28 protein-coding genes are annotated in these 25,579 nt (G+C 72.3%); 8 read left to right on the top strand and 20 right to left on the bottom strand.

Going from position 1 to position 25,579, the window contains the following annotated elements:
• Positions 1-29 precede the first annotated feature (29 nt).
• Both D450_RS0108910 and D450_RS0108915 read left to right on the top strand, forming a co-directional pair.
• On the top strand, positions 30-1,712 hold the full coding sequence (locus D450_RS0108910; protein WP_017538319.1) for a glycosyl hydrolase family 18 protein: 1,683 nt from the start codon (positions 30-32) through the stop codon (positions 1,710-1,712).
• Positions 1,713-1,777: 65 nt separating this feature from the next.
• A complete protein-coding gene (locus tag D450_RS0108915) occupies positions 1,778-2,230 on the top strand; it encodes a GNAT family N-acetyltransferase (protein WP_017538320.1) in 453 nt (150 codons plus the stop codon).
• On the opposite strand, the gene meaB is transcribed toward D450_RS0108915, so the two are convergent.
• The 3 genes from meaB to D450_RS0108930 are packed head-to-tail and all read right to left on the bottom strand — an operon-like array spanning position 2,208 to position 4,929.
• Complete coding sequence (meaB, locus tag D450_RS0108920; protein WP_017538321.1) at positions 2,208-3,155, bottom strand: methylmalonyl Co-A mutase-associated GTPase MeaB; 948 nt, start codon at positions 3,153-3,155, stop codon at positions 2,208-2,210. The two genes, D450_RS0108915 and meaB, sit on opposite strands and share 23 nt — an antisense overlap.
• 46 nt (positions 3,156-3,201) lie before the next feature.
• Positions 3,202-3,738, bottom strand: a complete 537-nt coding sequence (locus D450_RS0108925; protein WP_017538322.1) for a DinB family protein — start codon at positions 3,736-3,738, stop codon at positions 3,202-3,204.
• A gap of 3 nt (positions 3,739-3,741) precedes the next feature.
• Entirely contained in the window at positions 3,742-4,929 is a 1,188-nt protein-coding gene (locus D450_RS0108930) for an acetyl-CoA C-acetyltransferase (RefSeq protein WP_017538323.1), read from the bottom strand.
• Positions 4,930-5,029: 100 nt separating this feature from the next.
• Between D450_RS0108930 and mce the strand changes: the two genes are divergently transcribed.
• Both mce and D450_RS0108940 read left to right on the top strand, forming a co-directional pair.
• On the top strand, positions 5,030-5,476 hold the full coding sequence (gene mce, locus D450_RS0108935; protein WP_017538324.1) for a methylmalonyl-CoA epimerase: 447 nt from the start codon (positions 5,030-5,032) through the stop codon (positions 5,474-5,476).
• Between the two features lie 290 nt (positions 5,477-5,766).
• Complete coding sequence (locus D450_RS0108940; protein WP_017538325.1) at positions 5,767-7,071, top strand: DivIVA domain-containing protein; 1,305 nt, start codon at positions 5,767-5,769, stop codon at positions 7,069-7,071.
• 515 nt (positions 7,072-7,586) lie between these two features.
• On the opposite strand, the gene D450_RS0108945 is transcribed toward D450_RS0108940, so the two are convergent.
• The 3 genes from D450_RS0108945 to D450_RS0108955 are packed head-to-tail and all read right to left on the bottom strand — an operon-like array spanning position 7,587 to position 9,906.
• Positions 7,587-8,321: an alpha/beta hydrolase gene (locus tag D450_RS0108945; RefSeq protein WP_017538326.1), complete on the bottom strand. Its 735-nt coding sequence runs from the start codon at positions 8,319-8,321 to the stop codon at positions 7,587-7,589.
• A gap of 33 nt (positions 8,322-8,354) precedes the next feature.
• On the bottom strand, positions 8,355-8,651 hold the full coding sequence (locus D450_RS0108950; RefSeq protein ID WP_017538327.1) for a hypothetical protein: 297 nt from the start codon (positions 8,649-8,651) through the stop codon (positions 8,355-8,357).
• Positions 8,652-8,706: 55 nt separating this feature from the next.
• Entirely contained in the window at positions 8,707-9,906 is a 1,200-nt protein-coding gene (locus D450_RS0108955; RefSeq protein ID WP_017538328.1) for a 3-hydroxyacyl-CoA dehydrogenase, read from the bottom strand.
• A gap of 70 nt (positions 9,907-9,976) precedes the next feature.
• Between D450_RS0108955 and D450_RS0108960 the strand changes: the two genes are divergently transcribed.
• Positions 9,977-10,990, top strand: coding sequence for an LLM class flavin-dependent oxidoreductase (locus D450_RS0108960; RefSeq protein WP_017538329.1), 1,014 nt, complete (start codon positions 9,977-9,979; stop codon positions 10,988-10,990).
• Between the two features lie 36 nt (positions 10,991-11,026).
• On the opposite strand, the gene D450_RS0108965 is transcribed toward D450_RS0108960, so the two are convergent.
• The gene (locus tag D450_RS0108965; protein WP_017538330.1) at positions 11,027-11,407 is read right to left on the bottom strand and encodes an SCO5389 family protein; all 381 of its coding nucleotides are present in this window, start codon (positions 11,405-11,407) and stop codon (positions 11,027-11,029) included.
• A 181-nt stretch (positions 11,408-11,588) separates the two neighbouring features.
• Between D450_RS0108965 and nucS the strand changes: the two genes are divergently transcribed.
• Complete coding sequence (nucS, locus tag D450_RS0108970) at positions 11,589-12,266, top strand: endonuclease NucS (RefSeq protein ID WP_026124475.1); 678 nt, start codon at positions 11,589-11,591, stop codon at positions 12,264-12,266.
• 131 nt (positions 12,267-12,397) lie between these two features.
• Here the strand turns inward: nucS and gdhA are convergent, their stop codons facing one another.
• Positions 12,398-13,750, bottom strand: coding sequence for an NADP-specific glutamate dehydrogenase (gene gdhA, locus D450_RS0108975; protein ID WP_017538332.1), 1,353 nt, complete (start codon positions 13,748-13,750; stop codon positions 12,398-12,400).
• Positions 13,751-14,075: 325 nt separating this feature from the next.
• Between gdhA and D450_RS0108980 the strand changes: the two genes are divergently transcribed.
• Positions 14,076-15,620 (top strand): M28 family peptidase, encoded by a 1,545-nt coding sequence (locus D450_RS0108980; RefSeq protein WP_017538333.1) that lies wholly within the window; start codon positions 14,076-14,078, stop codon positions 15,618-15,620.
• Between the two features lie 378 nt (positions 15,621-15,998).
• Positions 15,999-16,604: a cob(I)yrinic acid a,c-diamide adenosyltransferase gene (locus tag D450_RS0108985; RefSeq protein WP_017538334.1), complete on the top strand. Its 606-nt coding sequence runs from the start codon at positions 15,999-16,001 to the stop codon at positions 16,602-16,604.
• On the opposite strand, the gene D450_RS0108990 is transcribed toward D450_RS0108985, so the two are convergent.
• The 12 genes from D450_RS0108990 to D450_RS0109045 all read right to left on the bottom strand — a co-directional run bounded on the left by D450_RS0108990 (position 16,601) and on the right by D450_RS0109045 (position 25,409).
• Positions 16,601-16,894: an MTH1187 family thiamine-binding protein gene (locus D450_RS0108990; RefSeq protein WP_083932588.1), complete on the bottom strand. Its 294-nt coding sequence runs from the start codon at positions 16,892-16,894 to the stop codon at positions 16,601-16,603. The genes D450_RS0108985 and D450_RS0108990 overlap by 4 nt on opposite strands.
• A gap of 40 nt (positions 16,895-16,934) precedes the next feature.
• A complete protein-coding gene (locus D450_RS0108995; RefSeq protein ID WP_017538336.1) occupies positions 16,935-17,390 on the bottom strand; it encodes a DUF2550 domain-containing protein in 456 nt (151 codons plus the stop codon).
• A gap of 31 nt (positions 17,391-17,421) precedes the next feature.
• Complete coding sequence (locus D450_RS0109000; RefSeq protein WP_017538337.1) at positions 17,422-17,832, bottom strand: F0F1 ATP synthase subunit epsilon; 411 nt, start codon at positions 17,830-17,832, stop codon at positions 17,422-17,424.
• An 88-nt stretch (positions 17,833-17,920) separates the two neighbouring features.
• Positions 17,921-19,366 (bottom strand): F0F1 ATP synthase subunit beta, encoded by a 1,446-nt coding sequence (gene atpD, locus D450_RS0109005; RefSeq protein WP_017538338.1) that lies wholly within the window; start codon positions 19,364-19,366, stop codon positions 17,921-17,923.
• 9 nt (positions 19,367-19,375) lie between these two features.
• The gene (locus D450_RS0109010) at positions 19,376-20,287 is read right to left on the bottom strand and encodes a F0F1 ATP synthase subunit gamma (protein ID WP_017538339.1); all 912 of its coding nucleotides are present in this window, start codon (positions 20,285-20,287) and stop codon (positions 19,376-19,378) included.
• 4 nt (positions 20,288-20,291) lie between these two features.
• A complete protein-coding gene (gene atpA, locus D450_RS0109015; RefSeq protein ID WP_017538340.1) occupies positions 20,292-21,932 on the bottom strand; it encodes a F0F1 ATP synthase subunit alpha in 1,641 nt (546 codons plus the stop codon).
• 77 nt (positions 21,933-22,009) lie between these two features.
• On the bottom strand, positions 22,010-22,816 hold the full coding sequence (locus D450_RS0109020; protein ID WP_017538341.1) for a F0F1 ATP synthase subunit delta: 807 nt from the start codon (positions 22,814-22,816) through the stop codon (positions 22,010-22,012).
• Positions 22,816-23,355: a F0F1 ATP synthase subunit B gene (locus D450_RS0109025; protein ID WP_017538342.1), complete on the bottom strand. Its 540-nt coding sequence runs from the start codon at positions 23,353-23,355 to the stop codon at positions 22,816-22,818. The genes D450_RS0109020 and D450_RS0109025 overlap by 1 nt, the downstream gene beginning before the upstream one ends.
• Before the next feature lie 42 nt (positions 23,356-23,397).
• Positions 23,398-23,616 (bottom strand): ATP synthase F0 subunit C, encoded by a 219-nt coding sequence (gene atpE / locus D450_RS0109030; RefSeq protein ID WP_017538343.1) that lies wholly within the window; start codon positions 23,614-23,616, stop codon positions 23,398-23,400.
• 113 nt (positions 23,617-23,729) lie between these two features.
• Positions 23,730-24,569 (bottom strand): F0F1 ATP synthase subunit A, encoded by an 840-nt coding sequence (atpB, locus tag D450_RS0109035; protein ID WP_017538344.1) that lies wholly within the window; start codon positions 24,567-24,569, stop codon positions 23,730-23,732.
• Positions 24,570-24,677: 108 nt separating this feature from the next.
• Positions 24,678-24,896, bottom strand: a complete 219-nt coding sequence (locus tag D450_RS0109040) for a hypothetical protein (RefSeq protein WP_017538345.1) — start codon at positions 24,894-24,896, stop codon at positions 24,678-24,680.
• A 63-nt stretch (positions 24,897-24,959) separates the two neighbouring features.
• Complete coding sequence (locus D450_RS0109045) at positions 24,960-25,409, bottom strand: hypothetical protein (RefSeq protein ID WP_017538346.1); 450 nt, start codon at positions 25,407-25,409, stop codon at positions 24,960-24,962.
• Between the last annotated feature and the right edge of the window lie 170 nt (positions 25,410-25,579).

A 25,579-nucleotide genomic window follows, 5' to 3' on the forward strand; every position in this document is an offset into this window, starting at 1 on the left:
TTCGGCACGAGAAGTGGAGAACCCCCCGCATGCGCTCTGCTCGACTCGCCCCGGCGGCAGGGGCGGCCGCGGCCGCCCTGCTGCTGGTGCCCCTGTCCCCCGGGACGGCGCACGCCGCCCCGGGGGAGGGGGCCTCCCCCACCGCCGTGCACACCGAGAACGCCCGGTGGCCCGGCGGTTACCAGGCCCAGATCACCATCACCAACCCCGGCGCCGAACCGCTGGAGGACTGGAGCCTGGAGTTCGAACTCCCCGAGGGCGCCGAGGTCCACCAGATGTGGAACGCGGAACTGGCCGAACCGGAGGGCTCCGGCGGCTACACCGCCGCCCCGCCGCACTGGGGCGCCGACGTCCCGCCCGGCGGCAGCTACACCTTCGGCTACAACGGCCGCTACGACGGGGACGGCCCCACCGACCCGGTCTCCTGCACCCTCGACGGCGCCCCCTGCACCGACGGCGGGAACGGCGGGGAGGACCCCGAGTACCGCCAGGTCGGCTACTTCACCCAATGGGGCGCCGACGACAAGGACTTCCACGTCAAGTCGCTGGAGACCACCGGCCAGGCCGACAAGCTCACCCACGTCAACTACGCCTTCGCCAACCTCGACGAGGACGGCCGCTGCTTCGCCAGCGACACCGAGGGCGAGGGCGAGGCGCTCTCCGACTACGGCCGCGCCTACACCGCCGAGAACAGCGTCGACGGCGTCGCCGACGACCCGGACCAGCCGCTGCGGGGCAGCTTCAACCAGCTGCGCAAGCTCAAGGAGCGCCACCCCGGGCTGAAGGTGTCGATCGCCCTGGGCGGCTGGGAGTGGTCCACCCACTTCTCCAACGCCGCGCTCCCGGAGAACCGCGAGGAGGCGGTGGCCTCCTGCGTCGACATGTTCCTGCGCGGGAACCTGCCCGAGCGCAACGGCGCCGGCGGCGAGGGCGCCGCGGCGGGCCTGTTCGACGGCATCGACCTGGACTGGGAGTGGCCGGCCACGCCGGGGGCGCCCGGCAACGTCGTCCGCCCCGAGGACAAGGAGAACTTCACCGCCCTGGTCGCCGAGTTCCGCGAGCAGATGGACGGGCTCGGGGAGGAGACCGGGCAGGACTACCTGCTGACCTCGTTCATGCCGGCCGACACCGGCGCGATCGACGCCGGCTACGAGGTGCCCGCCCTGATGGAGGACCTGGACTTCATCAACGTCCAGGGCTACGACCTGACCGGCGCATGGAACCCCTCCACCGGGCACCAGTCCAACGTGCGGACGGCCGAGGGCGACCCGGCCGCCGAACCGCGCTCCTACGAGACCGTGGTCGGCCAGTGGGTGGACCGCGGGGCCGACCCCGAGGACATCGTGATGGGCGTGCCCTTCTACGGGCGCGGCTGGCAGGGCGTGGAACCGGGCCCCGACGGCGACGGGCTCTGGCAGCCGGCCGACGGCGCCGCCCCCGGGCCGCGCGACCCCGGCTACAACGACTACAACGTGCTCAAGGAGATGGCCGCCTCCGAGGAGTTCACCGTGTACCGGGACGACCACGCCGGCACGGCCTGGATCTACGACGGCGACCAGTGGTGGAACTACGACGACGCCGCGGCGATCTCCCAGAAGGCCTCCTGGGCCCGCGAGTACGGGCTGGGCGGCGCCATGGTGTGGTCGCTGGACGGCGACGGCGCCGAGGGCGAGCTGATGTCGGCCCTCGACGGCGAGCTCAACGGCCGCTGAGGCGGGCCGCGGGACCCGGGGCGCCGCCGACGGGAGACGGCGGCGCCCCGCCTATCATCGGGCCCATGACCGCGATCACCGTGCGGGCCTCGGACTTCCCCGGGTTGGACGCCGCCGACCTCTACGCCCTGCTGCGGCTGCGCGTCGACGTGTTCGTCGTCGAGCAGAAGTGCCCCTACCCCGAGCTCGACGGCCGCGACACCGAGCCCGGCACGCTCCACCTGTGGGCGTGCCGGGAGGACGACCCCTCGGCCGTCCTGGGGTACCTGCGGGTGCTGGAGGAGGACGGCGGGGCCGCGCGCATCGGGCGCGTCGCAACGGCGGAGCAGGCGCGCGGCCGCGGGGTGGCCGGCCGGCTGATGGAGGCCGCCCTGGAGCGCATCGGGCCGCGCGAGGCGCTGCTGGACGCGCAGGCCTACGCCGCCGGCCTCTACACGCGCTACGGCTTCGCGCAGGAGGGCCCCGAGTTCCTGGAGGACGGCATCCCCCACGTTCCTATGCGCCGTTCAGCGCCTTGAGGAGATCGTCGGCCGCCGCATAGGGGTCGGCCCCGCCGACGACGTCGTCGGCCAGGCGGTCCAGCGCGCCGTGGCCGTGGACGTCGGCCAGCCGCTCGCGCAGCGCCTTCATCGCGATCGCCTCGACCTCCTCGCGCGCGCGGGCGCGCCGCCGCCGGGCCAGCTCCCCCGAGGCGTGCAGGTACTCGGCGTGCTTGTCCAGGTGCTCCAGCAGCTCATCGAGGCCCTCGCCCTTGGCGGCCGCGGTACTGGCCACGGGCGGCTTCCACTGCCCGGTCTCCCGCTCGGCCATGGCCACCATCTGGCGCAGGTCGCGCACGGTGGCCCGGGCGCCCTCCCGGTCGGACTTGTTGACCGCGAACACGTCGGCGATCTCCAGCACCCCGGCCTTGGCGGCCTGCACCCCGTCGCCCATGCCCGGGGCGGCCAGCACCACGGTGGTGTCGGCGTGCGCGGCGATGTCCACCTCGGCCTGCCCGACGCCGACCGTCTCCACCAGGACGGTGTCGAAGCCGGCGGCGTCCAGCACCCGCAGCGCGTGCGGGGTGGCCCAGGAGAGCCCGCCCAGGTGCCCGCGGCTGGCCATGGAGCGGATGAACACCCCCGGGTCGGTGGCGTGCTCCTGCATGCGCACCCGGTCGCCCAGCAGCGCCCCGCCGCTGAACGGGGAGGAGGGGTCGACCGCGAGCACCGCCACGGTGCGGCCGCGCTTGCGCAGCTCGCCGGTGAGGGCGCTGGTGGTGGTGGACTTGCCCACGCCGGGCGGACCGGTCAGGCCGATGATGCGGGCCCTCCCCCCGTGGGGGGCCAGGCCCGCCATGACCTCCCGCAGCTGCGGGGCGCCGTTCTCCACCAGGGACACGGCGCGCGCCACCGCGCGCCGCTCGCCGCGCCGCACGCGCTCGACGAGACCGGGGACGTCCACCTGCCACTCCTCACGACGCCGGAGACCGACCACACCGGCGAGTATGTCAGGGTGCCCCGGTGAACCGCCCGGTGGCTCCGTCGGTCTGCTCGCGCAGGATGTCGGCGTGCCCGGCGTGCCGCGCGGTCTCCTCCACCATGTGCACGTAGATCCAGCGCAGGGTGACCCGCCCCAGCTCGGGGTGGGGCACCGCGTCGTCCAGGGCGAACCCGGCCGCCGTGCGCCGCGACTCGGCGCAGGCGGCGCGGTAGGCCTCGGACAGCGAGGCGACGGTGTCCCCCGGCTCCAGGCGCCAGGTGGCGCCCTCCTCGGCCAGGCCCTCCAGCCCCAGCTCCTCGGCGGGGCGCCCGCCCAGCAGGTGCTGGAACCAGTTGACCTCGACCAGGGCCAGGTGCCGCAGCAGTCCGGCCAGGGTGGTGCGGGAGGGCACCAGCCGCCTCCGGGCGTCCTGCTCGGACAGCCCGGCGGCCTTGTCCAGCACCGCCTGGCGCATGGCGTCCAGGAATGCCTCCAGCACCTCGCGCTCGCCGCCCGCGGCGGAAACGGCCGCGGCGCGTGCCACGGCCCCGTCCTCGCCGGCCACGGCTCAGGCCCCCGGGACCTGGAACAGCAGCGCATCGCCCTGGCCGCCGCCCCCGCACAGGGCGGCCGCGCCCAGCCCGCCGCCGCGGCGGCGCAGCTCGTGCACCAGGTGCAGGGCCAGCCGGGCGCCGGAGGCGCCGATGGGGTGGCCCAGGGCGATGGCGCCGCCGTCGACGTTGACCCTGTCCTCGGTGACGCCCAGGTCGCGCATGGACTGCACGGCGACCGCGGCGAAGGCCTCGTTGATCTCGATGAGGTCGAGGTCGGCGACGTCCCGCCCGGCCCTGCCCAGCGCGCGCCGGATCGCGTTGGAGGGCTGGGACTGCAGGGAGTTGTCGGGGCCGGCGACGTTGCCGTGCGCGCCGATCTCGGCGAGCACCTCGCAGCCGAGCTCCTCGGCCTTGGCGCGGCTCATGACCACCACCGCGCAGGCGCCGTCGGAGATCTGGGAGGCCGAGCCGGCGGTGATGGTGCCGCCCTCGGCGAAGGCGGGGCGCAGCCGGGCCAGGCCCTCGGCGGTGGTGTCCGGGCGCACGCCCTCGTCGGCGTCGACCACCTTGGCCTCGCCCTTGCGCTGGGGGATGCTCACCGGGGCGATCTCGGCGTCGAACCGGCCGTCCTTCTGGGCGGCGGCGGCGCGCTGGTGGGACAGGGCGGCGAAGGCGTCCTGCTCCTCGCGGGTCAGGCCCAGGCGGGCGTTGTGCCGCTCGGTGGAGGCGCCCATGGAGTCGCCGTCGAAGGCGTCGGTCAGGCCGTCGTGGTCGGTGGCGTCGAGCACCTCGATCGCCCCGTACTTGTAGCCCTTGCGCGCCTTGGGCAGCAGGTGCGGGGCGTTGGTCATGGACTCCATGCCGCCGGCGACCACCACGTCGAACTCGCCGGCCGCGATGAGCTGGTCGGCCAGGGCGATGGCGTCCAGCCCGGACAGGCAGACCTTGTTGATCGTCAGCGAGGGCACGTCCATCGGCACGCCGGCCTTGACCGCGGCCTGGCGGGAGGGGATCTGGCCCTGGCCGGCCTGCAGCACCTGGCCCATGACGACGTAGCCGACCTGGTCGCCGGCGAGGCCGGCGCGCTCCAGCGCGGCGCCGATGGCGGCGGCGCCCAGGTCGGCCGCCTCCAGCGGGGCCAGGGAGCCGAGCAGCCGGCCGATCGGCGTCCGGGCGCCGCTGACGATGACGGATCCGGGCATGAGGGGCCTCCTGGTGGGTCGGGGTCGGCGGTGTCACGGCCGCACGTGTTCTGTCACCATACTCACGTCCGCTCGACCGCCTCCGGGGAGGACCGGCACCGTGTTCACGCGCATCGACCATGTCGGCATCGCCTGCCGCGACCTGGACGCGGCCGTCGCGTTCTACCGCTCGACCTACGGCTTCGAGGTGGCCCACGAGGAGGTCAACGAGGAGCAGGGGGTGCGCGAGGCGATGCTGCGCATCAACGGCACCGACGACGGCGGCGCCAGCTACCTGCAGCTGCTGGAGCCGATCCGGGACGACTCCCCGGTCGCCCGGTTCCTGGACCGCAACGGCGAGGGGGTGCACCACGTCGCCTTCGGCACCGACGACGTCGCCGGCGCCTCGGCCGCGGTGGCCGGGAGCGGGGTGCGGGTGCTCGACGCCGAGCCGCGCCCCGGGTCGATGGGGTCGCGGATCGCGTTCCTGCACCCCAAGGACTGCGGCGGGGTCCTCACCGAGCTGGTGCAGGCGGCCGATCAGGCGGCCGATACGGAAGGTTCGTGACGCAACCGTCACACAGGGCGCGCCCTCCCTTGGTAAAGTCTGCTGACCGCCAGGATCCTGGCGCCCGCCCCTGTCGTCACACGCGGCCGGCGAGCCCGTCCGACGCCGACGGCGTCCCCCAGGCGCTAATGGTGTCCGCAACGGCCGACCAAGACTCCGTATCAATGGGGAGAACTTCGGTACGCCTGAGGTCGGCGCGCAGTACCCTCCCTCAGGAGGGCGTGCGCTGGAGGGCGACTCGCCACCCGTCCGTCCGCTAGCCGTCTCGTCACCGTTCAGGATTCCGCCACATGTCGTCCGATATTGAAGCCCAGCTCACCAACTTCTTCGAAGAAGAGCCCCAGACCACCGAGTTCGACGTGGTCCTGCGCGGTTTCGACCGGCAGCAGGTCCAGGAGTACATCGCCCAGAAGCACACCGACCTGAACCAGGCGCGTGAAGAGGCCGAGAAGGCGCGCACCGAGCTCACCGACGTCAAGCGCCAGCTCCAGGAGCAGGAGCGCCCGACCTACGCGGGGCTGGGCGCGCGCATCGAGCAGCTGCTGCGGCTGGCCGAGGAGCAGGCCGCCGAGCTGGTCCAGGGCGCCCGCGCCGAGGCCGACGACATCCGCGGCGAGGCCAAGATCGAGGCCGCCGACATGCGCGCGGCCGCCGAGAACGAGGCCACCGAGCTGCGCACCACCGCCCAGCGCGAGGCGGACGAGATGCGCACCTCGGCCGAGAACGAGGCCGAGGAGGTGCGCACCGCCGCCCGGCGCGAGGCCGATGAGCTGACCGCCACCACCGAGCGCGAGGTCCAGAAGAAGATCTCGCAGGTCGAGCACGAGATGGCCGAGCGCCAGGCCACGCACGAGGCCGAGATCTCCAAGATCCGGATGACCACCGAGCGCGAGTGCACCCAGGCCCGCGCGGCCATGAAGCGCGAGCGCGACGAGACCATCCAGGCCGCCAAGCGCCAGGCCGAGGAGCTGCGCGCCCAGGCCCAGCGCAACATGGAGGAGAGCGAGGCCCGGCGCGCCCAGGAAGAGGCCGAGTTCGAGATCCAGCTGGCCAGCCGCCGCGAGGAGGCCGAGCGCCAGGACGCCGAGCGGCTCGCCGCCGCCCAGGCCGCCACCCAGAAGCTGGTGGCCGAGGCCGAGGAGCGCGCCGCCAGCGCCGAGCAGCGCGCCACCAAGGCCAGCAGCCAGGCCGAGCAGACCCGCAAGGAGGCCGAGCAGCACGCCAAGCAGGTCGTCGGCAACGCCAAGAAGCAGGCCGACCAGATCGGCCAGGAGGCCCGGTCCAAGGCCGACCACCTGGTCAGCGACGCCAAGTCCGAGGCGGACCGGATCCTGACCGCCGCCCGCCAGCAGGTCGACGAGCTGACCAAGCAGCGCGACAGCATCCAGTCGCACCTGCAGCAGCTGCGCCAGCTGCTCGGCGGCGGGGAGGCCCCCGCCCCGGCGGCGCCGGCCGCCGCCGAGGCCCCGGCCATCGAGCAGAAGTCCTCCGCCAACGGGCAGGGCTCCAACGGCCAGTCGGCCAACGGCCAGGCCAAGCAGAAGGAGACCGTCAGCGCCTCCGGCGAGGAGAACGAGGACTGGTGGCAGGAGTGACGGCGGCGTACTGAGCACCGTCGGCCGGACACCGCCGAACCACGGCGAAGGCCCGGTCCCTCCGAGGGGCCGGGCCTTCGCCGTGCCGGTGCGCGCATCTCGCCGGGTACTGCGACGACAGGCCGGCCGAGGACCCGGCGGACACCCCCGACTTCCCCGAGATCAATAACGGAGCGGGGTACCTGCTACTCCGTACTAGTAGTACTTCGTTAGGTTCCTGGTTTCTCTTTTCCCTGCCCGGTTCCGCCGTCCACGCGGCGTGCCCCACAGCGCTGCCGTCCGCCAAGCCCCTCGCGGTCCGCCGGCAGCGGCAACGACCACGCGGCCGGCACCCCGCTCACCGGCCCCGGCCGGCCCGCAGGCCGCCGGGCGCTCCGCGTTGATCTCGGGAAAAACGACCCTAAAAACGGGCGGGAAGGGTCGTTTTTCCCGAGATCAACGAGAGAACCAGGCAAACCGGGCGGACGGCGGAACCGGGCAGGGAAAAGAGAAACCAGGAACCTAACGAAGTACTACTAGAGGCCGGTGTCCTTGGCGGCCGGGCCGTCCCACTCGGTGGGCAGGGGGTGGGCCTTGGGCGCCACGCGCTCGACGACGGCGTCCAGGACCGTGCGCACGTAGGGCTCGCCCACCCACAGGTGCTTGGCGCCCGGTACGCCGATCACCTCGGCCTGGGGCACCCGGGCGAAGCGCTCGCGGGCCTGCTCCGGGCGCAGGAAGTCGTCGAACTCGGGCACCAGCGCCACCAGGGGGCGGCCGAACTCCGCCCAGCCGTCCAGGTCGGCGCCGGTGGCGCGGTGCAGCGGCGGGGAGAGCAGCACCGCACCCTCCACCTCGGGGTCGCGCCCCCACTTCAGGGCCAGCTCGGTGCCGAAGGACCAGCCCAGCAGCCACGGCCGGGGCAGCCCCTCGAACTCGGCGTACTCGATGGCCGCGGCCACGTCGTAGCGCTCGGTCTCGCCTTCGCCGAACTCGCCCTGGCTGGTGCCGTGCCGCGAGGAGGTGCCGCGGGTGTTGAACCGCAGCACCGCGACGCCGGCCAGCGCCGGCAGCCGGAAGGAGGCCTTGCGCAGCACGTGGCTGTCCATCATGCCCTCGGCGGTGGGCAGCGGGTGCAGGCACACCAGGGTGGCGGCGGGGGCGCCGCCCTCGGGCAGCGCCAGCTCGCCGACCAGCTCCAGGCCGTCGGCGGTGTGCAGGGTGATCGGACGGCGCTCGGCGGGGAGCACCGTGGTGGCGCGGATCTCCATGGGGTCCTCTCAGCGCAGGTCTCGGCGCGGGTCTCAGCGCAGGTGCGTGCGCCGCTGCCAGCAGGAGGAGTGCCAGTGCCGGCGGTCCTCCCCGTCGCCGTAGGGCCGCCAGGCGACCACGTGCGGCATGCCCGGGGGGATCTCCTGGTGGCAGCCGGGGCAGCGGTAGGCCTTGGCGGCCGCGGCGCCGCTGATCCTCCGGGTGACCCACTCCCCGTCCGGCCCGGTCTCCCGGCGCTGTCCTCCGGTGACGCGCAGCATCAGGGCGTCGGGGTCGGCGTCGCGGGCGGGCGCCCCTCTGCGGCGGGGTGTGTTTCGGCGCGGGCTCACCCTTCCAGGGTAGGGGCCCCCGGAGTCCCGGGGGCCCCTGGGCCTGCGGTTCCGGTCACGTCCGGCCGCTCTCCCGCGCCGCCTTGGCCGTCAGCGGGGAGGGGGCGTAGGACGCGAGCCCGGCGTCGGCCGCGGCGCGCAGCACCCGGTCCACATCGGCGGCGCCGCGCTCCTCGGCCAGCTCGACCGGGCCCTTGGGGTAGCCGCACCCGAAGCGCATGGCGGTGTCGACGTCAACGGCGGTGGCGTAGCCGTCGCCCACCATGCGCAGCGCATCGTCCATGTGCGGGGCCAGCAGCAGGTCGGCCAGGCCGAAGCCGAGCCCTCCCCCGCGCAGCTCGGCGGCGATGGGGCCCTGCGGCGGCTCCTCGGCCCGGCCGGCCTCGCCCTCGCGCTGGTCGCCGTAGGCGTAGAAGCCGCGGCCGGTCTTGCGGCCGAGCAGGCCGGCGGCGACCATCCGGCGCAGCAGCGGTGCGGCCGCGTAGCGCGGGGTGCGGAACTCCTCCCAGAGCACGTCCATGACGGCCAGGCACACGTCCAGGCCGACCAGGTCGGCCAGGGTGAGCGGGCCCATGGGCAGCCCGGCGGCGCCGGTCATGGCCGCGTCGATCTCCTCGCGGGAGGCCAGGCGGCGCTCGTAGGCGGCGACGGCGTCGTTGATGTAGGGAACGAGCAGGGCGTTGGCGGCGAACCCGGCGCGGTCGCCCACGCAGACCGGGGTCTTGCCGATGCGCTTGGCGACCTCCTCGGCCACCGCCGCGGTCTGCGCGTCGGTGGTGGGGGTGGTCACCACCTCGACCAGCTTCATCACCGGCGCGGGGTTGAAGAAGTGCAGCCCCACCACCAGGGAGGGGCGGTCGGTGAGCGCGGCGATCTCGGTGACCGACAGCGAGGAGGTGTTGGTGGCCAAGATCGTGCCGGGCGGGCAGATCCGGTCCAGGTCGGTGAAGACGTCGCGCTTGATCTCCAGGCGCTCGGGGACGGCCTCCACCGCGAAGTCGGCGTCGGCGAGCCGCTCTCGGTCGGTGGTCAGCGCGATGCGCCCCAGGATGGTGTCGTGCTCCTCCTGGCTGATCTTGCCCTTGTCCCGCGCCCGGCCCAGCGAACCGGTGATGTGGGCGCGCCCGCGTTCGACGGCGGCGTCGTCGATCTCGACTCCGGTGACGGCGAACCCGGCACGGGCGAAGACCTCGACGATCCCCGCGCCCATCGTGCCGAGCCCGACCACTCCGACCTTGTTGAATTCCTGCACCATGGGGCCAACACTAAACGGTGGTCCTGTGGTTCCGCCCCCGCGGGGCCCGGCGGCGCACCACAATGGCCCCATGCGCATCGGAGCCTTCCTTCCCGCGGCCGGGTTCCCCGGCCGGGACCACACCGCGACCCTGGAGGCGGCGGCCCGGGCGGCCGAGGCCGCAGAGCGGGCGGGGTTCGACGAGGTGTGGTTCGCCGAACACCACTTCATGTCCTACGGGGTGTGCCCCTCGGCGGTGGCGATGGCCGCCTTCGTGCTGGGGCGCACCCGCACGGTCCGGGTGGGCACCGCGGTGAGCGTGCTGAGCACCGCCCACCCGGTGGCCCTGGCCGAGCAGGCCAACCTGCTGGACCAGGTCTCCGGCGGCCGGTTCGTGCTGGGGGTGGGGCGCGGCGGCCCCTGGGTCGACCTGGAGGTGTTCGGCACCGGCCTGGACCGCTACGAGCGGGGGTTCGGCGAGTCCCTGGAGGTGCTGCTGCGGGCGCTGCGCGGCGGGCCGATGCGCGCCGACGGGGCGGTGTTCGGCTTCCGCGAGGTGGAGATCGTGCCGGGCCCGCGGACCGCGCCGCACCCGGAGGCGGTGGTGGCGGCGACCTCGGAGGCGACGCTGGGCCTGGCCGCCGAGGCGGGACTGCCGGTGATGCTCGGCATGCACCAGGACGCCGGGGAGCAGGCCCGGATGCTGGCCGAGTACGCCCGCCTGCGCGAGCGGGCGGGCGGGGCGCCGGTGCGCGGGCACGTTGCGGCCTCGGTGGCGCACGTGGAGGACACCCGGGAGCGGGCCCACAAGGTGATGCTGGAGTCGCTGCCGCGGTGGCTGGGGCCGGGGCTGGCGGGCTACACCACGGTGGACGGGCGGCCCCGGGCCGAGCGGGACCCCGACGCCTATGCGGCGTTCCTGTGCGACGCCCACGCCGTGGGGTCCCCGGAGGAGTGCGCGCGCCGGCTGCGCGAGCAGGCCGAGGCGACCGGCGCCGACGCGCTCATGCTGCTGGTGGAGGGCGCCGGCGAGGAGGAGGCGGTGCTGCGCAACATCGCACGGCTGGGCGAGGAGGTGCTGCCGGCGGTGCGCGGCGGGGCCTGAGCCGCGCCGCGCACCGCCGGACCGCAGGCGCGGCCGCTAGCAGTCGACCAGTTCGGGCGACTGGTTCAGCAGCTGGGCGCGGGGGGTGGTGAAGCGGTCGTAGGCCGCGTCGGCCCCGGGGGCGAACAGGGCCAGGCGGTGGCAGTTCTGGAAGGCCAGCCGCATGCCGAAGTGGCGCTCGACGGCGGCGCGCATGGCGTCGCTGGCCACCATCCGCAGAAGCTGCCCGCGCTCGGCCTCACCGGGCGGCGGGGTCTCGTTGGCCGCGAAGCCCTCGCCGTCCACGCGGGCGGCGAGGCCGCTCACCAGGGACCAGGCGTAGGGCAGGGATTCGCGGATGCAGGCGATGAAGTCCGCGTCCTCGACGTCGCCCTGCTCGGCCTTGGCCAGAAGTTCCTGAGGAACCGTCAGCGACATGGATGTCCCATCTTCTCGTCAGGCAGGTCGTTGCGACGGTAAGCCCCGTGCCACGGTGCGTCACGGGGCCCGGGGGCCACACATGGCTTCCCCGGCCGCCATATGAAAATAGTTTTCATTGTCGTTCGGCGCCACCGGATTCCGGGAATCCGGTGCCGCGGCGCCGCTAGGATCGGGACCCGTGAGACTCGTGATCGCCCGGTGCAGCGTCGACTACGTCGGCCGGCTCACCGCCCACCTGCCCATGGCCCCCCGGCTCGTGCTGTTCAAGGCCGACGGCTCGGTCTCGGTGCACGCCGACGACCGCGCCTTCAAGCCGCTGAACTGGATGAACCCGCCGTGCACGGTGCGCGAGGGCACGGACGAGGACGGCACGGACGTCTGGACGGTCACGCACGGCAAGTCCGGCGAGAAGCTGGTGCTGCGCATCGCCGAGGTGCTGCACGACAGCTCGCACGAGCTGGGCCCCGACCCGGGACTGCAGAAGGACGGCGTGGAGGCGCACCTGCAGGAGCTGCTCGCCGAGCACATCACCACCCTGGGCGAGGGCTACACGCTGATCCGCCGGGAGTACCCCACCGCGATCGGGCCGGTGGACATCCTGTGCCGGGACGGCGACGGCGGGACCGTGGCCGTGGAGCTCAAGCGGCGCGGCGACATCGACGGCGTGGAGCAGCTCACCCGGTACCTGGAGCTGCTCAACCGGGACCCGGCGCTCAAGCCGGTGCGGGGCGTCTTCGCGGCCCAGGAGATCAAGCCCCAGGCCCGGGTGCTGGCCACCGACCGCGGGATCGGCTGCCTGACCCTGGACTACGACGCGCTGCGCGGGATCGAGCCGGACACCCCCCGCCTGTTCTGAGCCGGTTCCGCCCCCGCGCGCGCACGTTCATGACCGGGGACGGCCGGTCCTCCATCGCCCGCGGGCTGATAGAGGACCGCCCCCTTGCCTGGGCTCTCGTCACGCCGAACCTGTTCAGGAAGGCCGCGGGCTCAGATGAGGCCCTGGGCCAGCATCGCCTCGGCCACCCGCTCGAAGCCGGCGATGTTGGCGCCGGCCACGTAGTCGCCGGGCCGGCCGTAGCGCTCGGCGGTGGCGTGGCAGGAGTCGTGCACCGAGCGCATCACCGCGGTCAACCGCTCCTCCGCCCGTGCGAACGTCCACTCCTCCCGGGCGGCGTTCTGCTGCATCTCCAGGGCACTGGTGGCCACCCCGCCGGCGTTGGCCGCCTTGCCCGGGCCGAAGGCCACCCCGGCCTCCTGGAAGACGGCGACGCCCTCCGGTGTGGTCGGCATGTTGGCGCCCTCGGCCACCGCCCGCACCCCGCCCGCGACCAGGGTGCGCGCGTCGGCCGCGGTGAGCTCGTTCTGGGTGGCGCACGGCAGCGCCACGTCGCAGGGCACCTCCCAGACCCGGCCGCCGGGCACGTGCCGGGCCTCGCCGCCGCGCCGCTCGGCGTACTCGGACAGGCGGCCGCGCTCGACCAGCTTGACCTGCTTGAGCAGGTCGAGGTCGATGCCCTTGTCGTCCACGACATAGCCGCCCGAGTCGGAGGCGGTGACCACCGTCGCCCCGAGCTGCTGGGCCTTCTCCGCGGCGTAGACCGCGACATTGCCCGACCCGGAGACCGCCACCCGCATCCCCTCCAGGTCCGCGCCGCGCATGCGCAGCATCTCCTTGGTGAAGAGCACGCAGCCGTACCCGGTGGCCTCGGTGCGCACCTGCGACCCGCCCCAGTCCAGGCCCTTGCCGGTCAGTACGCCCGCCTCGAAGCGGTTGGTGATCCGCCGGTACTGCCCGAACAGGTAGCCGATCTCCCGGCCGCCCACGCCGATGTCGCCCGCGGGGACGTCGGTCCGGTCGCCCAGGTGGCGGTAGAGCTCGGTCATGAAGGACTGGCAGAACCGCATGACCTCGGCGTCGGACCGCCCCTTGGGGTCGAAGTCGCTGCCGCCCTTGCCGCCCCCGATGGCCATGCCGGTCAGGGCGTTCTTGAAGATCTGCTCGAAGCCGAGGAACTTGACGATCCCCAGGTTCACCGACGGGTGGAACCGCAGGCCGCCCTTGTAGGGGCCCAGAGCGCTGTTGAACTCCACCCGGAAGCCGCGGTTCACCTGCACCCGCCCGGCGTCGTCGGTCCAGGGGACGCGGAAGATCACCTGCCGCTCGGGCTCGGCGATCCGCTCCACCAGCCGGGCCTCGGCGAACTCCGGGCGCCGGGCCAGCACCGGGCCGAGGGTCTCCAACACCTCGTGCACGGCCTGGTGGAACTCCCCCTCACCAGGGTTGCGCCGCAGGATCTCCTGGTAGAGGGGTTCGATGTCGCGGTCGAGGGTCGCCGCCATGCGTGCCTCCGCATACGTTCGCCGTCTGGCAGTCCCGGGAGGCGCCCGACGGCTCCGACGACACCGGCGGAACGGGCGCACCCTCGGTCGATGGTAGGCCCCGCCGCCCCGCCCCCGCCGGGCGTCCCCCCGGCCGCCCCGGAGTGAGACGAAACCGACCATCACAGCACGGATCGGGGCGCATCTGTAACCCCTGTGGCTGAATGTGGCAACGGGCCGTCCGATTTCTTGCCCCTCGGGCGGCCCGGTGACAGGCTGCACGCGAGCTCGCACCGTTCGCGCCCGCCCCTCCATCCCCGGGGCGGGACCGACAGGAGGACGTTCCGTGCGCAGAACCCATTCATCCCCATCCCCCCGCCGCGTCCCCGCGCTGCGCCGTGCGGCCGCCGGAGGCGTCGGCCTCGCGGCCGCCGTCGCGCTGGGCCTGGCCCCGGCCTCCCCCGCCGCGGCCGGAGAGGCCGGCCTGGACGAGCTGGTGACCACCGACGCGGTCCGCGGCCACCTGGAGAACCTCCAGACCATCGCGGACTACAACGGCGGCAACCGCGCCACCAGCACCCCGGGCTACGACGTGGCCGCGAGCTACGTCATCGACCAGCTGGAGCAGGCGGGCTACAAGCCCAAGAAGAACGAGTACGAGTACTCGCTGTGGCAGCAGCACTCCGACGCCGAGTTCGCCCGCACCGCGCCGGACTCCTACACCTACACCGAGGACACCGAGTACGCGCCGATGACGTACTCCGCGGGCGGGGACGTGACCGCCCCGGGCGTCCCGGTCGCCCCCGACGCCGCGAACAGCGGGTGCGAGGCCGGCCAGTTCGACGGCTTCCCCGAGGGCGCCGTGGCGGTGATCCGGCGCGGGGAGTGCAGCTTCGCGCAGAAGACGCAGAACGCCGCCGACGCGGGCGCGGCGGCGACCGTGGTCTTCAACAGCGGCAGCGACCCCGACGACCCGGAGACCACCGAGCTGTTCTACGGCACGCTCGGCTCCGAGAGCGAGATCCCCGCGCTGAGCACCAGCCTGGAGGTCGGCGAGGAGCTCGTCGCGACCGACGGCCTGGAGCTGCGGGTCGTCGTGGACGCCAGCGTGGTGACCGAGACCTCCTACAACATCATCGCCGACGCCAAGGGCGGGGCGAAGGACAACACGGTGGTCGCCGGCGCCCACCTGGACAGCGTCCCCGAGGGCGCCGGGATCAACGACAACGGCAGCGGCTCGGCCGCGCTGCTGGAGACCGCCCTGCGGTTCCCCGAGCTGGAGGACAAGCCCAAGAACAACGTGCGCTTCGCCTGGTGGGGCACCGAGGAGCAGGGCCTGATCGGCTCCACCGAGTACGTGGCGGGGCTGTCGGAGAAGAAGCTCGACCACATCGGGCTGTACCTCAACTTCGACATGATCGGCTCGCCCAACTACGGCCTGCTCGTCTACGACGGCCGCGGCGAGCTGCCGGACTCGCTGCCCGCCCCCTCGGGCTCGGGCGCGATCCAGAAGACCTTCGAGGACTACTTCGCCGACCAGGGCCACCACACCGAGCCCACGGTGCTGGGGCGCCGCTCGGACCACGCGCCGTTCCTCGACGCCGGCGTCCCGGTCGGCGGCCTGTTCAGCGGCGGCGACGCGGTCAAGACCGAGGAGCAGGCCGGGCACTGGGGCGGCACCGCCGGTGAGACGTTCGACCCGAACTACCACACCGAGGCCGACGACATCACCAACATCGACTGGGACGCGGTCGACATCCTCTCCGGGGGACTGGCGCACTCGGTGCAGACCTTCTCCGAGTCGACCCTGCCGGTCAACGGCAAGATCCGCTCCTTCTCGGCCACGCAGAGCCAGGAGCGGCACCGCGTGGGCGACATGTGGGTCCAGTAGGGACCGCGCCGACCGGAACGGCACGACGGTAACGGAGCCCGCCGGGGACTTCCCCTCGGCGGGCTCCGCCGCGTCCGCGGCACGGGGCTCTCGGGCGGCCGGGGCCCACCGGCCGAGGATCCGGGCGGGCGGCGGGCCCCCCGACCCGCGCCGCCCGCCCGAACCGCTCCGGCCGCCCCTCCCGGGCACGTCCCCTCCGTGCCGGCGCGGCCTCTACCGGATGGCCCCCGGAGCCTCACCCGGTCGACGGTGTCCCCCTCGGCACCGATCGACTACGCTCCGTGCGTTGCGTGTTTCACACGGTATCAGCGCCGCCCCGGGCCCATAACCCCCCGTTGCCGAACGGTTACCCGAGGCGATGCCCTCTAGGGTGGGGCCATGACCAAGAAGGACACCGACAAACCGGTCGTGCTCTCCACGATCTACACGCGCGGCGGCGACGGCGGCCAGACCCGCCTGGGCGACATGAGCCGCGCCCCGAAGACGGACCTGCGCATCGCGGCCTACGCCGACGTCGAGGAGGCCAACGCGGCCATCGGGACCGCGCTGGCGTTCGGGGAGGTCCCCGACGACGTGCGCGCCCTGCTCGGGCACGTACAGAACGAGATGTTCGACCTGGGGGCGGACCTGTCCGCGCCCCTGGTGGAGAACCCGGAGTTCCCCCCGCTCCGGATCGAGGAGGCCTCCATCACCCGCCTGGAGGAGGCCTGCGACGCCTACAACGCCGAGCTGCCGACCCTGCGCAGCTTCATCCTGCCCGGGGGCGCCCCCGGGGTCGCCCTGATGCACACGGCGCGTGTGGTGGCCCGCCGGGCCGAGCGGTCGGCCTGGGCGGCGATCGAGGAGCACGGGACCGGTGAGGGCGGCGTCAACCCGCTCACCGCGCGCTACCTCAACCGCCTGTCCGACCTGCTGTTCGTGCTGTGCCGGTACCTGGGCCGCGACGGCGGCGAGGTGCTCTGGAAGCCCGGAGGCGAGCGCTAGTCCCCCAGCTCGCGCTCGACGGCCGCGATCTTCTCGGTCAGGCCGTCGGTGACGCCGTCGCGGATGTCGGCCTTGAGGGTCATGCTCACCCGGGACGCCCCCTCGCCGGCGGCCTCCACCGCCCGTTTGACGACGTCCATGACCTCGTCCCACTCGCCTTCGACGGTGGTGAACATGGCATCGGTGCGGTTGGGCAGCCCGCTCTCGCGGACCACGCGCACGGCGCGGGCGACCGCGGGAGCCACCGACTCCCCCTCGCCCATCGGGCTCACTGAGAATGCGACGATCATGCCCCAACCCTAACCGGGCGGGCGCCGCTCAACCGTGACCCTACTCCTGCCAGTGCGTCCCGGGGGGCATCGACTCCAGCCAGGACAGGAAGCCGGTCAGCGCCGCCCTGCCCATGGCCAGCTCGTAGCCGGGCTCCTCGGGGTCGGCGCCGTCCGGGCCGGTCCAGCCGAGCTGGACCACGGCCATGTCGGAGGTGATCTCGGCCAGGTCGCCGGTGTCGGGCGAACGGCGGCCCACAACGACGAGGCCGCGGCGCGGCAGCGTCGCTGCCGGCCGCGGCCACAGGGACAGGACCCGGTACCAGTGGAGCGCTCCGCTCCCGTACCGCCCCAGTCCGATACGCCAGGGGCCGCCCCCGTAGGGGCGCAGGTAGCACTCGACGGCGCCGCCCCGCCGCTCCAGGGCGTAGCGGCGCACGGCCACCGCCGCCACGGCGGCCAGGGCCGCGGCCAGCAGGACGAACAACGACCACTCGGCGATCTGCACCCCGGTCACCGCTCCCCCACTGCGCGCGCCCCGTCCGCCGTCAGGCCGCGTCCGTGCCGGCCGCCGCCAGGCGGCTGCGCGCCCGCGCGGCCCGCTCCTGGGCCTCGGTGTCCTCCGGGGACACCCCGCCGGACTCGGTCTCCTCCAGCGCCCGCTTGGCCCGGTCGACGTCGACCTCTTCGGCCAGCTCGGCGACCTCGGCGAGGATGGAGACCCGGCTGTCGTCGGTGACCGACAGGAAGCCGCCGTGCACCGCGGCCCGCACCTCGCCGGTCTCCCGGCCGCCGACCACCCGGACCACCGACCCGGCGGCCAGCAGCGCCAGCACCGGGGTGTGCCCGGGCTGCACACCGAACTCGCCGTCGACCGTCTTGGCGATGACCATGTCGCCCTCGCCCGCCCACAGCTCGCGCTCCGGGGAGACGATCTCGACGAAAAGCCTCTTCGACACTGCCACAAACTCCTTCGTCCGCGGGCGGATCCGCGCCGGGCGGGCCCAAGCGGGCCCGCCCGGCGCGGACGCCTCAGCCCTGCAGCGTCTAGCCCTGCAGCGCCTTGGCCTTCTCGACGGCCATCTCGATGTTGCCGACGTCCAGGAAGGCCTGCTCGGGCAGGTGGTCGTACTCGCCGTCGCACAGGGCCTTGAAGGAGGCGATGGTCTCCTCCAGCGGCACGAACACGCCCGGGTTGCCGGTGAACTTCTCGGCGACGAACATGTTCTGCGACAGGAAGCGCTCCAGGCGCCGCGCCCGGTTCACGATGATCTTGTCCTCTTCGGACAGCTCGTCGATACCGAGGATGGCGATCTGGTCCTGCAGGTCGTTGTTGCGCTGCAGGATCTCCTTGACGCGCTGGGCCACGTCGTAGTGCTCCTGCCCCACGTACTGCGGGTCGAGGATGCGCGAGGTGGAGGCCAGCGGGTCCACCGCCGGGTAGATGCCCTTCTGCGAGATCGGGCGGGAGAGCTCGGTCGTCGCGTCCAGGTGGGCGAACGTGGTGGCCGGCGCCGGGTCGGTGTAGTCGTCCGCGGGCACGTAGATCGCCTGCATCGAGGTGATCGAGTGGCCGCGGGTGGAGGTGATGCGCTCCTGCAGCTGGCCCATCTCGTCGGCCAGGTTGGGCTGGTAGCCCACGGCCGAGGGCATGCGGCCCAGCAGGGTCGAGACCTCCTGGCCGGCCTGGGTGAAGCGGAAGATGTTGTCGATGAACAGCAGCACGTCCTGCTTCTGCACATCGCGGAAGTACTCCGCCATGGTCAGCGCCGACAGGGCGACCCGCAGACGGGTGCCCGGGGGCTCGTCCATCTGGCCGAAGACGAGCGCGGTGTCCTGGAGGACCTCCATCTCGTCCATCTCCAGGAACAGGTCGGTGCCCTCACGGGTGCGCTCGCCGACGCCGGCGAACACCGACACACCGCCGAAGTTGCGGGCGATACGGGTGATCATCTCCTGGATGAGCACCGTCTTGCCCACACCGGCGCCGCCGAACAGGCCGATCTTGCCGCCGCGCACGTAGGGCGTCAGCAGGTCGATGACCTTGATGCCGGTGACCATCATCTCGGTCTTGGACTCGAGCTGGTCGAAGTCGGGCGCCTTGCGGTGGATCGGCCAGCGCTCGGAGACCTTCAGCTCCGAGGTCGGCACGTCCAGGGACTCGCCCAGGGTGTTGAAGACGTGGCCCTTGACCACGTCCCCGACGGGGACGCTGATCGGCTCGCCGGTGTCGCGCACCTCCGCGCCGCGGACCATGCCGTCCTGCGGGGCCAGGCTGACGCAGCGCACCAGGTTGTCCCCCAGGTGCTGGGCGACCTCCAGGGTGACGGTGCGCTCCTCGCCGCCGACGACGACGTCGGTCTTCAGGGCGTTGTAGATCTCCGGCAGGGAGCCGACGGGGAACTCCACGTCGACGACCGGGCCGGTGACGCGGGCGATGCGCCCCGTGGCCTGCCCCGCCTCGGCGGCGGTCCCTTCAACTGTCGCAGTCACTTTCCTTACTCACTCCCCGCTGGATGCGGCGAGGGCGTCGGCACCGCCGACGATCTCGCTGATCTCGTTCGTGATCTCCGCCTGGCGGGCCTGGTTGGCCTGGCGGGTCAAGGTCTTGACAAGCTCTTCGGCGTTGTCGGTGGCCGCCTTCATGGCGTTGCGGCGCGAGGCCCACTGGGAGGCCGCCGACTCAAGGAGGGCGAAGTAGATCCGGTTCGTCACGTACTGCGGAAGCAGCTGGTCGAGGGCCTCCTCGGCGGAGGGCTCGAACTCGTAGAGCGGGAGCGGACCCCCGTAGTGCTCCTCGATCTCCTCGGGCCCGGCCTCCTCCAGCTCCAGCGGCAGCGCCCGGCGCGCGGACGCCTTCTGGGTCAGCATGGAGACGAACTCGGTCGAGACGATGTGGATCTCGTCCACGCCGCCCTCGGAGGTGTCCTGGGTGAACCGCTCCATGAGGGCGTCGCCGATCTCCTTGGCCTGCAGGTAGGAGGGGCGCTCGGTGATGCCCTCCCACTCGCGCTCCAAGGGGCGCTCCCGGAACCGGAAGTAGCCCACGCCCTTGCGGCCGACCATGTAGGTGACGACCTCCTTGCCCTGCTCCTGGAGCAGGGCGGTGAGGGCCTCGGCCTCCTTGATGGCGTTGGCCGTGTAGGCACCGGCCAGCCCCTTGTCGCTGGTGACCACCAGCACCGCCGCCCGGGTCGGGTTCTCCGACTCGGTGAGCAGGGGGTGGTCGCTGACGCGCCCGGCCACCGCGGCGACCGCCCGCGTGATCTCCTTGGCGTAGGGGCGGGCCGCCTCGACGGCCCGCTGCGCCTTGGAGATGCGGGTGGTGGCGATCAGCTCCATCGCCTGGGTGATCTTCGCCGTCGACTTGGTGGCGCGGATCCTCCGGCGGTAGATGCGAAGCTGTGCTCCCATTCGGCTACTTCCCGGAGCTCTTGGCGACCTTGACGGACTCCTGGCCGACCTCGTCCTCGCCCAGCGCCTCGGCGTCCTCCGAGCCCAGGATGGAGCCGGCGGAGGTCTGGAAGGTCTGCTTGAAGGCGGTGACCGCCTCCTTGAGCGTGGCCTCGGTCTCGTCCTCGAACTTGCCGCTCTCACGGATGGTGTCCAGCACCCCGGCGTGCTCGCGGGCCAGGTAGTCGTGGAAGTCCGCCTCGAAGCGGCGCACGTCCTCGACCGGGACGTCGTCGATCTGGCCGGTGGTGCCCGCCCAGATGGAGACGACCTCCTTCTCCATGGCCAGCGGCTCGTACTGGCCCTGGCGCAGCAGCTCCATGAGCCGCTGGCCGCGCTCCAGCTGCTGCTTGGAGACGGCGTCCAGGTCCGAGCCGAACGCGGCGAAGGCCTCCAGCTCGCGGTACTGGGCCAGGCCCAGCCGCAGCGAACCGCTGACCTTCTTCATCGCCTTGGTCTGCGCGGAGCCGCCCACACGGGAGACGGACACACCGACGTTGATGGCGGGGCGCTGGCCCTGGTTGAACAGGTCCGACTCCAGGAAGACCTGGCCGTCGGTGATCGAGATGACGTTGGTCGGGATGTAGGCCGACACGTCGTTGGCCTTGGTCTCGATGATCGGCAGGCCGGTCATCGAGCCCGCGCCCATCTCGTCGGAGAGCTTGGCGCACCGCTCCAGCAGGCGGGAGTGCAGGTAGAACACGTCGCCCGGGTAGGCCTCACGGCCCGGCGGACGGCGCAGCAGCAGGGACACGGCGCGGTAGGCCTCGGCCTGCTTGGTCAGGTCGTCGAAGACGATCAGGACGTGCTTGCCCTCGTACATCCAGTGCTGGCCGATGGCCGATCCGGTGTAAGGGGCGATGTACTTGAAGCCGGCCGGGTCGGAGGCGGGGGCGGCGACGATGGTGGTGTACTCCATCGCCCCGGCCTCCTCCAGGGCGCCCTTCACGCCGGCGATGGTCGAGCCCTTCTGCCCCACCGCGACGTAGATGCAGCGCACCTGCTTGTCCGGGTCCCCGGACTCCCAGTTGGCCTTCTGGTTGATGATCGTGTCGATGCAGACCGCGGTCTTGCCGGTCTGCCGGTCGCCGATGACCAGCTGGCGCTGGCCGCGGCCGACCGGGGTCATCGAGTCGATGGCCTTGATCCCGGTCTGCATCGGCTCGCCGACCGGCTGCCGCTGCATCACGGAGGGGGCCTGCAGTTCAAGCTCACGGCGCTCGGTCGTCTCGATCTCGCCCTGGCCGTCGATCGGGCGGCCCATCGGGTCGACGACGCGGCCCAGGAAGCCGTCGCCCACCGGCACCGACAGGACCCGGCCGGTGCGGCGCACCGTCTGGCCCTCCTCGATGCCGGTGAAGTCGCCCAGGACGATGGCGCCGATCTCGCCGATCTCCAGGTTCAGGGCAAGGCCCAGCGTGCCGTCCTCGAATTCGAGCAGCTCGTTCGCCATCGCCGAGGGAAGGCCACCGATACGGGCGGTGCCGTCACCAGCGCTGGTGACGGTACCGACCTCCTCGCGCGCGGCGGCGTCGGGCTCGTACGACTGGACGAAGCGCTGCAGCGCGTTCCGGATCTCCTCCGGCCGGATCGTCAGCTCCGCCATCTCAGGTATGTCCTTGCTCTCGAAGTGGCGCCGCTTAGCCCGGCGCCGTGCGTCTTGCGTTGCGTGTATCCGTCGTTTCAGCCGGCCAGGCGGCGGCGGACCTCCGCGAGCCGCCCGGCGACGCTGCCGTCGATGACCTCGTCGCCCACCCGGATGGACAGGCCTCCGACGAGCTCGGGGACGACCTCGATGTTGAGGTGGATGTCCCGGCCGTAGGTGCGGGTGAGCACCGCGGCCAGCCGGTCCTGCTGGGCCTGGCTGAGCGGCGCCGCGGTGCGCACCACGGCGATGAACCGCCGGGCGCGCTCGGCGACGACCTGTCCGAAGTGCTGCAGTCCCTGTTCCAGGGTACGGCCGCGCGGCCGGGTGACGGCCTCGGTGATCAGAGTCAGCGAGGGGGCGCTGACCTTGCCCGAGAGCAGGTTCTCCACCAGGGTCCGCTTGTGCTCGGCGGCCACGCCCTCGCGGGTGAGCGCCGCGCGCAGGTCCGGCTGGGCTTCGACGATCCGCTCGAACCGGAAGAGCTCGTCCTCCAGCTCGTCGAGCCGGGACCCCTCGGCGCCGGCGGCGACGGCGTAGACCGCCATCCGCTCGGTGGCGTCGACCAGGTCGCGCGGACGGGACCACTTGGCCCGGACGATGTCGCCGACCACGAGGACCGTGGACGGCGACACCTTGGACTCCAGCAGCCCGCCGATCAGCTCCGACTTGGCGTCGGCGTCGGTGGCCTGGTCGGCCAGCGACCGGCGGAGCGAACGCTGGTCCTCGAAGAGGGACACGACCTCGAAGAGCTCGTGCCCCAGCGTGGCGGCGTTCGCCGAGGGGAGGATGGCGTCCAGGCGCCGGGTCACCTCTTCCAGGGAGGTGCGGCTGATCCCACGCATCAGCGCACCTCGGCCCGGTCAGCGCCCTCGGCCTGCTCCAGCTCCTCCAGGAACCGGTCGACCACCCGGCTCTGCACCCCGCTGTCGTTCAGCGACTCACCGACGATGCGGGAGGCCAGGTCCGTGGACAGGGTCCCGATCTCGGTGCGCAGCTGCGCCAGGGCGTGCTGCCGGTCGGCCTCGATCTGCTGGTGCGCCGCCTCGATGATGCGGCGGGACTCGGCCTGGGCCTCGTCCCGCGCCTCGGCGATGATGGCGGCGCGCTGCTCCTTGGCCTTCTCCAGCTCTGCGGCGTACTGGCGGTGCGCCTCGTCGAGCTTCTCCCGGTACTGCTGGCGGATCTCCTCCGCCTCCGCCTCGGCCTTCTTCGCACGCTCGATGCCACCCTCGATCTGGTTGGCACGCTCGTCCAGAGCCGAGGTCAGCTTGGGCCACATCTTGTAGACGACGCCCAAGATGATGAGGAAGGCGATGGAGCCGAAGACGAACTCATCCCAGTGGATGCGCAGGATGTTCTCTTCCGCAGCCAATTCGATCATGGCTGGCATCTCCTTCGAAGTCGCGTTTGAGTCAGCTGGCCGCTACATGCCCGACTGGATGAACGCGAGAACGAAACCGAGGATGGCCAGCGCCTCGACGACCGCGAAACCGAAGATCATCTGGCCCTGCAGGATGCCGCGGGCCTCGGGCTGGCGGGCGATGGCCTGCACGCCCATGCCGAAGATGATGCCGACGCCGATGCCGGGGCCGATGGCGGCGAGGCCGTAACCGATGGTCGCGAGGCTACCGGTGATTTCCATTCTGATTCCTCTTTACTCAGACACGCCGACGGGAATTTCGTGCCGTCGAACTGACGTTGATTACCGGACTGGGGTCGTAAAGCGCGCGCACTGCGCGGACCGCGGGAGCGGGCCTAGTGCGCACCCTCCATGGCCTCACCGAGGTAAATGGAGGACAGCAGGACGAACACATAGGCCTGGACGGCCATGATGAAGAGCTCGAAGGCGGTGAACACCAGGAACCCGATCAGCGCGATCCCGGAGAAGCCCGCGGACAGCAGCCCGAGGCCGGCGTTGGGGGCGCCGAAGAGGTTGAACATGTACCAGCCGCCGGCGGCGAAGACCGCGAGCAGGAGGTGCCCGGCGAACATGGTCGCGAACAGACGGATCATGTGCGTGGCCGGGCGGATGACGAAGTTCGAGAGGGCCTCGATCGGCACCACCACCGGCAGGATCCACACGGGGACGCCGCCGGGGACCAGGCGGGCCTTGATGTGGCCGCCGACGCCGTGCCTGCGGATGCCCACGGCGTTCCACAGGATGAACACGAAGATCGCCAGGACCGCGGGGAAGGCCAGGTTGGAGGTGACCGGCAGCTGGAGGCCGGGGATGAGCCCCATGATGTTCATCGAGAAGATGAACAGGAACAGGGTCAGCAGCAGGGGGATGAACTTGTCCCCCTCCTTGCCCATGGTGGTGCGGGTGATCTGGTCCCGGATGAAGGAGACCAGCATCTCGGCCATGCTCTGCCCGCGGCCCGGGACCACCTTGGCGTTGCGGGTGGTGAAGTACCAGAACCCGGCGGCGACCAGCAGGGCGACCACCAGCACGAGGGTGTACTTGGTGATGCCGGAGGTGGCGGGCAGACCGAAGTCCAGCCACGGGTTGGGGAAGAACAGGCTCGTGCCGGGAGCTTCGAACTTACAGCCGGGGTCGAAGAGGTGGCAGCCCTCCTCGGAGGCGGCGCTGTACATAACGTCAGCACTCACGGCGAACCCTTTCGTCGTGACGCAACTCAATCCTCGATGTATAGGGCCCTGCCGCGCCGCTCTCGGGGAGCCGCCGGCTACCGGGCTGGACGTTCAGGACCGGACGTACTGGGTGATGATCAGGTAGATCCCCCCGACCAGTCCCAGTAGCAGGCCGATGGGCAGGAACAGCGTGTCGAACCCGAGGGCCCGATCCGCCCCCCAGCCGATGAGGCCCCAGAAGGCCAGGCCCCCCAGCAGATACGAGAGGACCGCGCCGGCGCTCGCGCGGGGCGGCTCTTCGCCGACCACCGCGTCTGTACGCTCGTTCATCTCGTCGCTCCGGAAGATAGCAGGAGGTGATAACCGTTCGCACATCCCCCTGCCGGAGGGGGGTCACCGACGCCCCTCGGCCGGATCGGGCTCGGACCCCGGTTCGGATTCGGCCTCGGAGGCGGGGACCACGGTCAGTTGCTTGACCCGCTTGGACGCCACCGCCTGTCCGCCCAGCCAGCACACGATGCAGGCCAGGGCGGTGAAGGCGAAGGCGGTGTGGTCGAAGGCCGTGGACCCGCCGAAGAGCACCAGCACGACCGCGAGCACGCCGACCTTGGTGGTGTAGACCACGAAGGCCACCGGCAGCATCAGCTGCGGGTTGCGCTCGCCGGTCCAGGCGATGACGTAGGCCGACACCGCGAAGGCGCCCAGGACGAGCAGCGCCCCGTAGAGGGCGCCCAGGAGCCCGTGGACACCTGCGGCAGCGGTGGCTGCGGCCATCGCGACCAGGCCGGCAGCGGCCGTGGGAATCGCGGCGCCGCGGAGGATCCGGGCGTCGTGTTCCTGCATGTGCACAGCTCCGGGATGTTCAGTGGGGTGCTTGCTCGTGAAAGCTATCACAAGGATTTCGGACCCCGTTCCCAGGGACCTTTACCGCGAGCTTACCCGTGCCCGAGTTGTCCTGATGCGGGGTGCTTCTCCAGAGTAAGTGCTGGTCTCGGATGCTCGACACTGCCCCC

It is taken from the genome of Nocardiopsis halophila DSM 44494, from assembly GCF_000341245.1.
In the GTDB taxonomy this organism is placed as follows: Bacteria; Actinomycetota; Actinomycetes; order Streptosporangiales; family Streptosporangiaceae; genus Nocardiopsis_A; species Nocardiopsis_A halophila.

Bases quoted from the DNA above. Each gene is read 5' to 3' on its own strand.
- D450_RS0108910 (WP_017538319.1), top strand. From the start codon at position 30: ATGCGCTCTGCTCGACTCGCCCCGGCGGCAGGGGCGGCCGCGGCCGCC.
- D450_RS0108915 (WP_017538320.1), top strand. From the start codon at position 1,778: ATGACCGCGATCACCGTGCGGGCCTCGGACTTCCCCGGGTTGGACGCC.
- D450_RS0108930 (WP_017538323.1), bottom strand. From the start codon at position 4,929: ATGCCCGGATCCGTCATCGTCAGCGGCGCCCGGACGCCGATCGGCCGG.
- D450_RS0108940 (WP_017538325.1), top strand. From the start codon at position 5,767: ATGTCGTCCGATATTGAAGCCCAGCTCACCAACTTCTTCGAAGAAGAG.
- D450_RS0108945 (WP_017538326.1), bottom strand. From the start codon at position 8,321: ATGGAGATCCGCGCCACCACGGTGCTCCCCGCCGAGCGCCGTCCGATC.
- D450_RS0108955 (WP_017538328.1), bottom strand. From the start codon at position 9,906: ATGGTGCAGGAATTCAACAAGGTCGGAGTGGTCGGGCTCGGCACGATG.
- D450_RS0108960 (WP_017538329.1), top strand. From the start codon at position 9,977: ATGCGCATCGGAGCCTTCCTTCCCGCGGCCGGGTTCCCCGGCCGGGAC.
- D450_RS0108965 (WP_017538330.1), bottom strand. From the start codon at position 11,407: ATGTCGCTGACGGTTCCTCAGGAACTTCTGGCCAAGGCCGAGCAGGGC.
- gdhA (WP_017538332.1), bottom strand. From the start codon at position 13,750: ATGGCGGCGACCCTCGACCGCGACATCGAACCCCTCTACCAGGAGATC.
- D450_RS0108985 (WP_017538334.1), top strand. From the start codon at position 15,999: ATGACCAAGAAGGACACCGACAAACCGGTCGTGCTCTCCACGATCTAC.
- D450_RS0108990 (WP_083932588.1), bottom strand. From the start codon at position 16,894: ATGATCGTCGCATTCTCAGTGAGCCCGATGGGCGAGGGGGAGTCGGTG.
- D450_RS0109010 (WP_017538339.1), bottom strand. From the start codon at position 20,287: ATGGGAGCACAGCTTCGCATCTACCGCCGGAGGATCCGCGCCACCAAG.
- atpA (WP_017538340.1), bottom strand. From the start codon at position 21,932: ATGGCGGAGCTGACGATCCGGCCGGAGGAGATCCGGAACGCGCTGCAG.
- D450_RS0109020 (WP_017538341.1), bottom strand. From the start codon at position 22,816: ATGCGTGGGATCAGCCGCACCTCCCTGGAAGAGGTGACCCGGCGCCTG.
- D450_RS0109025 (WP_017538342.1), bottom strand. From the start codon at position 23,355: ATGATCGAATTGGCTGCGGAAGAGAACATCCTGCGCATCCACTGGGAT.
- atpE (WP_017538343.1), bottom strand. From the start codon at position 23,616: ATGGAAATCACCGGTAGCCTCGCGACCATCGGTTACGGCCTCGCCGCC.
- atpB (WP_017538344.1), bottom strand. From the start codon at position 24,569: ATGTACAGCGCCGCCTCCGAGGAGGGCTGCCACCTCTTCGACCCCGGC.
- D450_RS0109040 (WP_017538345.1), bottom strand. From the start codon at position 24,896: ATGAACGAGCGTACAGACGCGGTGGTCGGCGAAGAGCCGCCCCGCGCG.
- D450_RS0109045 (WP_017538346.1), bottom strand. From the start codon at position 25,409: ATGCAGGAACACGACGCCCGGATCCTCCGCGGCGCCGCGATTCCCACG.